Annotated in this window: 9 protein-coding genes; 1 reads left to right on the top strand and 8 read right to left on the bottom strand. The window is 62.7% G+C overall.

The window, feature by feature from the left end:
* Positions 1–220 precede the first annotated feature (220 nt).
* The 5 genes from QMX89_RS22040 to puuE all read right to left on the bottom strand — a co-directional run bounded on the left by QMX89_RS22040 (position 221) and on the right by puuE (position 4,398).
* The gene (locus QMX89_RS22040; RefSeq protein WP_282349880.1) at positions 221–1,009 is read right to left on the bottom strand and encodes an outer membrane protein OmpK; all 789 of its coding nucleotides are present in this window, start codon (positions 1,007–1,009) and stop codon (positions 221–223) included.
* 353 nt (positions 1,010–1,362) lie between these two features.
* On the bottom strand, positions 1,363–1,866 hold the full coding sequence (locus tag QMX89_RS22035; RefSeq protein ID WP_049859909.1) for an ureidoglycolate lyase: 504 nt from the start codon (positions 1,864–1,866) through the stop codon (positions 1,363–1,365).
* Positions 1,867–1,890: 24 nt separating this feature from the next.
* Entirely contained in the window at positions 1,891–2,886 is a 996-nt protein-coding gene (gene alc / locus QMX89_RS22030; protein ID WP_122743381.1) for an allantoicase, read from the bottom strand.
* Positions 2,887–2,962: 76 nt separating this feature from the next.
* Entirely contained in the window at positions 2,963–3,478 is a 516-nt protein-coding gene (uraD, locus tag QMX89_RS22025) for a 2-oxo-4-hydroxy-4-carboxy-5-ureidoimidazoline decarboxylase (protein ID WP_282349878.1), read from the bottom strand.
* The gene (puuE, locus tag QMX89_RS22020) at positions 3,475–4,398 is read right to left on the bottom strand and encodes an allantoinase PuuE (RefSeq protein WP_282349876.1); all 924 of its coding nucleotides are present in this window, start codon (positions 4,396–4,398) and stop codon (positions 3,475–3,477) included. Before puuE ends, uraD begins: the two co-directional genes overlap by 4 nt.
* Before the next feature lie 326 nt (positions 4,399–4,724).
* On the opposite strand from puuE, the gene uraH reads away from it, so the two are divergent.
* Positions 4,725–5,078 carry a hydroxyisourate hydrolase gene (gene uraH, locus QMX89_RS22015; RefSeq protein ID WP_056842263.1) on the top strand — a complete coding sequence of 118 codons (354 nt, stop codon included), beginning with the start codon at positions 4,725–4,727 and terminating at the stop codon, positions 5,076–5,078.
* Positions 5,079–5,083: 5 nt separating this feature from the next.
* Here the strand turns inward: uraH and ligD are convergent, their stop codons facing one another.
* From ligD to QMX89_RS22000, 3 genes are all read right to left on the bottom strand, one after another.
* A complete protein-coding gene (gene ligD, locus QMX89_RS22010) occupies positions 5,084–7,681 on the bottom strand; it encodes a DNA ligase D (RefSeq protein ID WP_282349874.1) in 2,598 nt (865 codons plus the stop codon).
* Between the two features lie 33 nt (positions 7,682–7,714).
* Positions 7,715–9,862 (bottom strand): ergothioneine biosynthesis protein EgtB, encoded by a 2,148-nt coding sequence (gene egtB, locus QMX89_RS22005; protein ID WP_282349873.1) that lies wholly within the window; start codon positions 9,860–9,862, stop codon positions 7,715–7,717.
* A 243-nt stretch (positions 9,863–10,105) separates the two neighbouring features.
* Positions 10,106–10,304, bottom strand: a 199-nt coding sequence (locus QMX89_RS22000; RefSeq protein ID WP_282349872.1) for a hypothetical protein, incomplete at its 5' end; no start/stop codon positions are given.

Genomic DNA, 10,304 nt, shown 5'->3' with positions numbered 1-10,304 from the left:
CTGCTACAGGGGTAGGAGCGCCGGGTCGGCGGTGTGCCTGGATGAAGGGGCACGCGGTCGTTGTAGCAGCGGCGCGAGCCGCGTCGGCGGTGTATGCGGTTTGCTTGGATGAGCGCGGGGAGGCCCGAACAGGGCTACGCGGTCGCTGTAGCAGCGGCGCGAGCCGCGTCGGCGATGCACGCGGTCTCGACCCATCACTGGCCCAGCTTCCAATGCCCGATCAGAAGAACACTTTCACCAACAAACTCGCCGTATTCTGATTGGTATCGAAATAACGACTGTCCTTGATCCCATACTTGTTGTCCCAATAATCGTATTCAAAACCCACATACACTTGCTGCGCGCCTTGACCCAAGGCTTTGCCCAAGTCGTATTTGACCTGCGGGTTGAAATGCAGATTGGCATGGTACTCGCCATGCTTGTTCGAATCGTTGCCCACCACCCAGTCGGCAAAGCCGTCGATGAGAATGTCCGAACGACCGACCGGCAGGGTATAGGACCACACTGGCGTGATCTGCCAGACATTGTCCCCGGCGCGGCTTCCCTCGGTTTGACGGTTATAGAAATTCAACTGGAAATAATCGAACCCCGGCAGATCCAGGTCGACGGCCGGACCGATCAGATATGACTCGTTATCCCCTTCGCCAAACTCATAGGTCATGGCCAACAGCACATCCTTGATCGGACCGAAGCGGAACGTGCGATCGAAGATCTTGTTCATCGACAGGCGCGGGCTGAACTCACCGTAATAGGTGTTGTTGCCGTTGGTACCATCGGCTTCGCCATTGTAGAAAATCTTGTCGACGAACAGAAAGTTGTCCCCGTACTTCCAGGCATCGGCATGTTCGTAGGTCACGGTCTGCTGGTGGCTGGGGTTAACGGTGTAGTCCTTGCCCACCAGGTAGGTCAGGTTGTTGCTCTGCCACTGCAGCCAGTCGCCAGCGGCCATCGCGGTGCCGGCATGGGCCAGGCCTGCAGCCAGAAACAGGCTCGGTAGTGTGGTTTTCATTCAATCGCTCTCAGGTCAAATAAGTGTGGTAGTTGTGTGGGCACTCTAGTGGCGCCTCTTTTGTTGCCCCGAAGGTCAACTTGTAGTTGCCGCCGAACGCGCGCAACGCGTCCGCGGACCGGTCATCCGAGTTAGCCAGTTTTCGTCCGGGCGGATAGATTCGTCAGTGTTCAGTGATGCAGCAACTAACGCGGTTCAGCCACTTCGCACGCCGCGCCTTCCAGCGGCGGCGCAGGGTAGGGGTTTGCGTAGCCACTGGCAAGCCGCATTGGTTTTATGTTTTCAGGCTTGATCAGGGCAACTAAGCCAGCCGTCCTTATAATGGTGAGGCGCCCTATGCCATGCCCCGGAAGTTACAACGACGGGTCGAGCGACAATAAGTCGCACGCCTCGAAGAAGAACTCGTCGCAATTGTTGCCCGGACCTTTGCGATCCACGATGAGAAAGTCATCCTGATCGTGCAGTGCCAACACCGGATGATGCCAGACACCCTTGTGGTAATTGATGCCCTGACGACCATCGCTGATGAACGCGCGCACGTCTTCGCTGCGCGGGACGGCGCCGGCCGGTGCGACCACGATCAGAAAGGCGTTACCCAACAACGGAATGAACGCCTGACTGCCCAGTGGATGACGTTCGAGCATGCGTACGGTGAGCGGCATCGGCAAGGTGCGGGCGCGGAAAATGCTGATCACGGCCTGATCCTGCTCGGTGCCCAACTGCACGTCCGCCAGGCGATCGAAGCGTTGGGTCGAACCGTTGTTGATCAGGAAGTGTGCGCTGCCCTCGGTTTCGATCACGTCGCCAAACGGGGCAAACGCGGCCTTGGTCAAGGGTTCGATCGGTAATGTACGCATGCTGGGTCCTATTATGAAGTGATGCTATCGGGCCAGAGTGCCCAGCACTCGCAGTCGGCTCACACCGCCGTCGGGGAAGACGTTGAGCCGGATGTGCGTAATCGGCCCCAGTGCCTTGATCTGCTCCGCGAAGCTGTGCTCCTGGTGCATCTGCAGCTTCTGGCTGGGCAGCAGTTCACGCCAGAACAGGCTTTGGGTCTCGATCTGGCTGTCGGTCCCGCCCTTGACGAACGCACCCTGGATCGAACAGCTGTCCGGGTAGTTACCCTTGAAATGCAGGGTGTCGACGATCACCTGCTGCACCACGCCAGGATGCCCCAGGGCCACGATGACCCAGTCGTTGCCGGGCGTACGTCGCCGAGCGGTTTCCCAGCCGTCGCCCATGTTGATGCCACGGCCGGGATTGAGCAGGTTGCTCATGCTGCCGTAGTGTTCGTCCGAGCAGGCCAGCGCGCGTCCACCGTTGAGGGCGCTGGCGAGGTCGATCTGCTCCTCGTCGCTGGTGCTCGACCAGCTGCGGAACGGCACGCCATACACGCGCAGGCGGGCCACACCGCCGTCCGGGTAGATGTTGAAGCGCAGATGGCTGAACGCGCTGTCGTTGTCGATGCTGTGGTAGTGATGGCTATTGCCCTGCAGCTCGACCGCACTGAGGATTTCGACCCACGGAGTCTGATCGTCGGGTTCGCCTTCGCTGATGAAGCAGGCTTCCAGCGACGCCGAAGGAGGAAAGTTGCCGGTGAAGAACGAGGTGTCGATGTCCACGCCCTTGATCGAGCCTGGCGCGCCGAGGCGGATCACTGCAGTGTCATAGCCTTCGAAGCGCTTGCGCCGCGATTCCCAGCCGTCCATCCACTTGCCGTTGTCGTCGAAGACGCCTTCCTTCCACACCGCCGGGGTGGGCTGGAACAGCCGGTTGACGTCGGCGAACCAATCGTCGGTCACTGAAATGGCCCGGGTACCGAGGCGGGCATCGGCCAGGTTGACGTACTTCTGGAACGGTGCGGCGTAGGCTTTCATGAATACGGATCTGCCTTGAACGAGGGTTGATGAACAGTCGGTCCGTCACCGCGGGTGCGGCGGCGGGGCTATGGGGTTACAGGGCTTGCAGGCGAAACAGGGCAATCTTGTCGATCTCGCGCAGCGCGCAGGCGAATTCGTCCTCGGGGGAATGACCGATCCGCGTTTCGAACGCCGCCAGGATCTGCCGTCGATCGCTGCCCTTGACCGCCATGATGAAAGGGAAGCCAAAGCGGGCCCGGTACGCATCGTTGAGCCAGGTAAAGCGCTGGAACTCGTCGGGCGTGCACTGACTGATGCCGGCGCCGGCCTGCTCCTGAGTACTCGCTGCGGTGAGCTCACCCTGCACTGCGGCCTTGCCGGCCAGGTCGGGGTGGGCATTTATCAATGCCAGCAGGGTGGTGCGGTCGGCGTCGGCCACCACCTGGCTCATGCAGGCATGCACCGCCTCGATGTCATCGCGCTGTTGCGGCGACAGTCGCTCGAATGCCTGTTCGGCCACCCACGGCGAGTGCTCGTAGATGTCGCCCAGCGCTGCGACGAACTCGGCGCGGTTGAGTTGGGAAGGCTGCAGGGTACGAAAGTGGCTCATGGGCGCGGGCTGCCTGGGAAAGGATGAACCTGCTGCCAGTGCCTGGCGATATCGACCCGGCGCGCGAACCAGACCTGCTCGTGGCTTTGGACGTAGTCGATGAAACGCTTGAGCGACGCCAGACGTCCGGGTCGGCCGATGAGTCGGCAATGCAGGCCGATGGAAAGCATCTTGGGCGCCTCCACGCCTTCGGCGTACAGCACGTCGAACGCGTCCTTGAGGTAGTCGAAGAAATCGTCGCCCTTGTTGAAGCCCTGCACCTGGGTAAAGCGCATGTCGTTGGTGTCCAGGGTGTAGGGGATCACCAGGTGGGGGCGATCCGAGCCGGGTTGCCAGTAGGGCAGGTCATCGTCGTAGGCGTCGCTGTCGTAGAGGAAGCCGCCTTCCTCCATCACCAGGCGACGGGTATTGGGCCCGGTGCGTCCGGTGTACCAGCCCAGCGGCCGCTGGCCGATGATGTCGGTGAGGATGCGGATGGCGTCGAGCAGGTGCTCGCGTTCCACCGCTTCATCGACGTTCTGATAGTCGATCCAGCGGTAGCCATGGCTGCAGATTTCGTGGCCGTCGGCGACCATGGCGCGGATCGCCTCGGGGTGTCGCTGCGCGGCCATGGCCACCGCGAAGACTGTCAAGGGAATACCGGCTTGGCGAAACAGCTTGAGAATGCGCCATACACCGGCACGGCTGCCGTACTCGTACAGCGATTCCATGCTCATGTTGCGCTGGCCCTGCAACGGCTGCGCCGCAACCATCTCCGACAGGAACGCCTCGGACTCGCTGTCGCCGTGCAGCACGTTACGCTCGCCTCCTTCTTCATAGTTGAGGACGAACGACACGGCGATACGGGCATTGCCCGGCCAGTGCGGATGGGGCGGTTGGTCACCGTAGCCGATCAGGTCGCGGGGGTAGTCGAGGCTCACCGAGGATTTCCTTTTATACGTGGCAGAACGCGCTCGAAAAGGCGCCATGGGAAGGCGTTTTCAGGCTTGAATCGATTGTATACAACGGCATGGACAATTTGTAAGCTCGAGTCTCGGGCCGTTGGATGGCCGTATCCTTGCAAACGCGATGATGCAGGCTCTTGCAAAGAACCTGCCCAATCGGTCAGCAATCTGCATCGACGCGTGTTTTGCGGCTTTTGTTTTTGCAAGGTGTCAGGTGCCACGCCCCATTGCGGCGCGTACCGCACGCTTGCGCTCCACCACGGTGCGCCGTTGGCGTGCCCCCTGAACAGGTGAAATCAACCATGGGACGCTTGACCACACACGTTTTGGACGCCGCACATGGGTGTCCCGGTAACGGCATTCGAGTGCGTCTGTACCGCGTCGACGGCGAACAGCTGGAACTGCTGGTAACGGCCGTGACCAATTCCGACGGGCGTTGCGATGTGCCGCTGCTGGAAGGTGAGCACTACCGTTCGGGTGTGTATCAGCTGCACTTCGGTGCAGGTGACTACTATCGCAGCCGCGGTACCGTCACCACGGCGCCGGCGTTTCTCGACGAAATCGTCCTGCGGTTCGGCATCGATGCAACTCAGGAGCACTACCATGTGCCCCTGTTGCTGTCACCGTACAGCTACTCCACCTACCGCGGCAGTTGATGGGTTCATTTGAGCCCGAGTTTCTTGCGCATAGCGACGGTGATGCTTTGGCGGGTGCTGAAGAAATCTGCCCAGGGATCGTCTTCAAGCTCTGCCAGGCGTTCGAGTACGCTGTCGATGTCCCACTGGTCGCCGCCCTTGATCTGCGCCACTTCCTCCCGGGTGACCGGCACCGAGACCGGCAACCCATCCCGCGCTCGCGCCGCATAGGCGCAGGCGGTGGTTGCGCCCAGACCGTTGCGCAGGTAGTCGATGAAGATCCGGCCGACCCGGTTTTTCGGGCCGGAGACGGCCGTGAAGCGTTCCGGCATCAGTTTGGCCATGTGTTCCACCACGGCGCGGCTGAATGCCTTGACCTCGTCCCAGCCCAGCTTGCGCGTGATCGGTACCACCACATGCATGCCCTTGCCACCACTGGTCTTGAGGAACGATGCAAGGCCCAGTTCGTCGAGCAGGGTCTGAGTCAGTTGAGTGGCTTCGACCATGCTTTTCCAGGGCAAGGCAGGGTCCGGATCCAGGTCGAGTACGAAGCGGTCGGGATGTTCGAAATCCTTCGCGGTCGCGTTCCAGGTGTGCAGTTCCACGGTGCCCATCTGCACCGCGCCCAGCAGTGCCTGACCATCGTTGATGACCATGGCAGCCTGGCCCGCCTGGTCCTTGTCGAAGGTGAGAATGTGCGGGATCGCCAGGTGGCCGGCGTGCTTCTGGAAGAACAGCTCGCCACCGACGCCGTCGGGCGCCCGCACCAACGCCACGGGGCGTTGCTTGAGGTGCGGCAGCAGCCAGGGGGCAATGCGCCCGTAGTATTCGGCCAACTGCATCTTGGTGGTGCCGCTGGTGGCATCGATGACCCGCTCGGGATGCGTGATGCGCACCTGCCCGACAAGGTCGGCGTCGTCGGCCTTGGTGGCTGCCTTGCGCGGCTTCCGTTCTGACTTGCTTGCCGATTTGGCGGACGTGCCGGATTTCGGCGCTGGCATTTCGGGCGTGATCTCCTTGGCGGGCTTGTCAGTGCGCAAGCCATGGAAAACGGCGTGACGGACGGCGCCGTCGCGGGTCATTTCGGCATAGGCCACTTCCGCCAACAGCGCGGGCTTGAGCCAATGCACGCCACGGGCCTGAGGGCCCGAGGGAGGGTTGGCCAATGCCGGGCGGGCGGTCTCCAACCCCTGCAACTGCGCGAGCAGGGTGCGCAAGGTGGTTTCGCTGAAGCCGGTGCCCACCTTGCCAGCGAATCGCAACTCGTCACTCTCTGCATCGTGCAAGCCCAGCAACAGCGCGCCGAACGCGCTGCGGCTGCCCTTGGGCTCGGTGTAGCCAACGATGACGAACTCCTGGCGGCGCTTGCACTTGAGCTTGATCCAGTCGCTGCTGCGCCGGGAAACGTAGGGGCTATCGACCCGCTTGCCGATCAGGCCTTCCATGCCCATCTGGCAAGCGCTGTCGAGCAGTGAACCGGCCGAGCCGCCGAGGTCGTCGGAAAACTTCAGCGCGTCATCCTTATTGGTCTCCAGCACCTTGGCCAAGGCACTGCGACGCTGCTCCAAAGGCACGGCGCGCAGGTCCATACCGTTGAGGTAGGGCAGGTCGAACAGATAGAAAACGATGTCGCCACTGCGCCCGTTCTCGAACGCGTTCTGCAAAGCCTGGAAGTCCGGCACCCCGTGCTCGTTGGCCACCACCACTTCGCCATCCAGCCACGCCGACCGCAAGCCCAGGGCAGCGAGCGCCTTGGCCTGGCGCGGCATCTTCGCTGTCCAGTCGTGGCCGTTGCGGGTGAAGAGGTTGACCTGATTCCCGTCGATGCGAGCGACGATGCGGTAGCCGTCGAACTTGATCTCGTAGCGCCAGTCGCCTTCGGGTGCAGAGTCCACCAGTGTGGCCAATTCGGGCTTGAGACTGGCGGGCAAGGCGGCCGCCTTGGCACCTTCCAGCTGGATGGCTTTGCTTTTGGAGCTTTTGGAGCTTTTGGACGTCGCTTTGGCCGCAGGTTTGGTCGCCGGTTTCGCGGCTGCTTTGGTGGTGCGCTTGCGCGGTACCAGGGTGCGTTCGCTGATGACGCTGTCGGGTTCGGCGACGAGCACGTCGTACTCGGCCAACGGGCGTGCCGCAGCGTCCTTGGATTTGATCAGAAACCACTGCTCGCGCTTGCCGGGCATATGAGTCTTGACCAGGTTCCAGGTGCCGCCCAGCTTCTCGCCCTGCAGGGCGAACTTGAGCTTGCCGTTCTCATAGGCCTGGTGAGGATCGCCTTCGGGAATCCAGGTCCCGCGGTCCCAGACGATCACGTCACCGGCGCCGTAGTGCCCGTCGGGAATGTTGCCCTCGAAGCTGGCGTAATCCAGCGGATGGTCTTCGACATGCACCGCCAGGCGCCGAGCCTTGGGGTCCAGTGACGGTCCCTTGGGCACTGCCCAGCTCTTGAGCGTGCCGTCCAGTTCCAGGCGGAAGTCGTAGTGCAGGTGGCTGGCATCGTGTTTCTGAATGCAGAACTGCAATGCCCGCGCCGCCTTGCCGCGTTTGCCACTGCGCCCGGCGCCGGAAGGCTCCGGGGTGGCGTCGAAGTCACGCTTGCGGTTGTACTCCTCCAGAGCCTTGGTCATGGTGTTCCTCACTCATGATGCGCTGCCGATGGGTCAGCGCAGGCAGAACAGCGCGACCTGCGGGGCTTCGCCTATCCATTGATGGCTGACGTCCCAGCCGGCCGCGGCCGCCAGTTCGGTGAAGGACTGCACGGTGAACTTGTGCGAGTTCTCGGTGTGCAGCCGTTCCCCGGGTTTGAACGCGAAGGTGCGACCGGCCACCCGGACCTGTTGGGCTTTCTGGCTGACCAAGTGCATTTCGATCCGCTCGTACTCGGGGTTCCACAGCGCCAGGTGGTCGAATGCCGCCTCGTCGAAATCGCCGTCGAGTTCGCGGTTCATGCGCGTCAGCAGGTTCTTGTTGAAGCGTGCGGTAACTCCGGCCGCGTCGTCATAGGCGGCTTCCAGGGTGGCCGCATCCTTGACCATGTCCACGCCGATGATGAAGCGCGCATCGGGCCCCAGCAGCTCGCGCGCCGAACGCAGGAAGCGTACGGCCTGCGGACGGGTGAAATTGCCCAGCGTCGAGCCTGGAAAGAAGCCCACGCGCGGATGACCCTGGGTCTCGCCCGGCAGGTACAGGGCACGGGTAAAATCGTCCACCAGCGGCGCAATGCGCAGGGCAGGGTAGCGTTGGCGCAGCCGGGCGCTCGCGCTTTCAAGCGCATTGCTGCAGATGTCGATGGGCACGTACAGCGCAATCTGCGGTACCGCATCCAGCAACAGACGCACCTTGTCGCAGGCGCCGGCGCCGAACTCCACCAGCGCCGCATCATCGGCGACCAACTCAGCCAACTGCGGCGCGATCTCGGTCAGCAGCGCCGTTTCGGCGCGGGTCGGGTAGTACTCGGGCAGGGTGCAGATGGCTTCGAACAACTGCGAGCCCTCGGCATCGTAGAAGTATTTCGGCGAGATGGATTTCTGCGCTGCCGACAGTCCGGTGATCACATCGCGGGCGAACTCATCGCTGCCGTCGTTGCGGGTGCTGTAGGGCGACACGTCGCGCGCCAGACGCACGCCGGAAAACATCCAGCGGCAGCCGGGGCCGAAGAAGTTGCGGTAGGTGGGGCGGGTGTGTCCGACCGGGGTGATACTGGCGCCGCCACGCAACACCATCTGGTTGATCATGAACTTGCCGTTGTATTCACCGACCGCGCTGACCGCAGGCTGAAAGCCGGGGTAGGCACTGTAGGCGCTCTGCGTCCACTGCCAGGCTACATCGTCGAGTTGCTGCAGTTGTCCGCTGCCAGCGGCGATTTCCCATTCCGCTTCGGTGGGCAGGCGTGCGCCTGCCCATTGCGCGAAGGCAGCCGCTTCGTAGTAGCTGATGTGCACCACGGGTGCGTCGAGTTGCAGCGGTTGCAGCCCGCGCAGGCTCATCTCGTGCCAGGCACCGGCGCGGTCCTGCTGCCAGTAGAACGGGGCATACCAGCCTTCGGCCTGAACCGTGGCCCAACCGTCGGCCAGCCACAGGCCGGCCTGGGTGTAGCCGCCAGCTTCGATGAATTCCAGCCATTCACCGTTGGTGACCAGACGGTCGGCGATTTCGAAGGCTTGGGCGAACACTGTGTGTCGCGGGCCTTCGTTGTCGAAGGCGAAGCCGTGACCGTCGTGGCCGATCTCGACCAGACCGCCGGCCTGGCCAATGAAGCGGCCCCGACGACCGGCCATGTCGGCTGGCCATGCCGGGTCGTACGCCGGCTTGAGCGCCGAGACGCTGAACAGGTGCAGGATGTCCATCAGCAACAGCTCCTGATGCTGTTGCTCGTGGGACAGACCCAATTCGATGAGCGATTGGGCTTCAGTGTCCAGATCGCCGCTGAGCAGGGCTTCCATGTGCTGATCGACATGCGCGCGATAGGCCAGCACGCGGTCCAGTCCTGGACGCGTCATCAAACCGCGCTGAGGACGCGGCTGACGCGGGCCGACTGCTTCGTAATAGGAATTGAAGAGGTAGCAGAAATCCGGGTCGAACGGGGTGTAGTGCGGCGCTTGCTCAGCGAGCAGGAAGGTTTCGAAGAACCAGCTGGTGTGAGCCAGGTGCCATTTGGCCGGGCTCGCGTCGGGCATCGACTGCGCGCCCATGTCTTCGGCGCTGAGCGGGCTGGCCAAGTGTTCGCTGTGGCGGCGTACCTGTTGGAATCGCTGCAGCAGGTCGTGCGTAGGGGTAACAGGCACGGCCTGCTGGGAAAGACTGTTCATCAAGAGGCTGCTCCGACGGCTCCGTCGAGGGTGACGGTGGGAAACGGGGGCAGAAGCGCTTTTCTATCGCTTTCCGCACGACCGACGGTGGGCTTCAGCGCCGGACTAAAGGGTGTGACTGTGCAACCCCGAGCAGGTTCGCCCGCTGATCGAAATCCTTGCGCCTGATGCGCCGTTTCATCCTTTATCTGGCTCGTTTTTCCAGGCCCACCGCGGTGCCCGCCGACGCGGCTCGCGCCGCTGCTACAGGGTTTCTTGCAGTGTTCCGGGGACGCGGATTGCGGTGGTGCCGATGCGGCGTGCCCGAACGCGGATGGCGTTGGTGCCGATGCGGCGTACCCGGACGTGGATTGCGGTGGTGCCAATGCGGTGTGCCCGGATGCGGATCGCGGTGGTGCCAATGCGGTGTGCCCGGACGCGGATTGCGGTGGCGCCAATGCGG

This window comes from Pseudomonas sp. PS01301 (assembly GCF_029960215.1).
In the GTDB taxonomy this organism is placed as follows: domain Bacteria; phylum Pseudomonadota; class Gammaproteobacteria; order Pseudomonadales; family Pseudomonadaceae; genus Aquipseudomonas; species Aquipseudomonas coleopterorum.
Note: the sequence above shows the minus strand (reverse complement) of the source record. Positions and strands in the feature narration are given on the sequence as shown.

Coding starts and splice junctions, on each gene's coding strand:
- egtB (WP_282349873.1), bottom strand. CDS start 9,862: ATGAACAGTCTTTCCCAGCAGGCCGTGCCTGTTACCCCTACGCACGAC.
- uraH (WP_056842263.1), top strand. CDS start 4,725: ATGGGACGCTTGACCACACACGTTTTGGACGCCGCACATGGGTGTCCC.
- ligD (WP_282349874.1), bottom strand. CDS start 7,681: ATGACCAAGGCTCTGGAGGAGTACAACCGCAAGCGTGACTTCGACGCC.
- QMX89_RS22035 (WP_049859909.1), bottom strand. CDS start 1,866: ATGCGTACATTACCGATCGAACCCTTGACCAAGGCCGCGTTTGCCCCG.
- uraD (WP_282349878.1), bottom strand. CDS start 3,478: ATGAGCCACTTTCGTACCCTGCAGCCTTCCCAACTCAACCGCGCCGAG.
- alc (WP_122743381.1), bottom strand. CDS start 2,886: ATGAAAGCCTACGCCGCACCGTTCCAGAAGTACGTCAACCTGGCCGAT.
- QMX89_RS22040 (WP_282349880.1), bottom strand. CDS start 1,009: ATGAAAACCACACTACCGAGCCTGTTTCTGGCTGCAGGCCTGGCCCAT.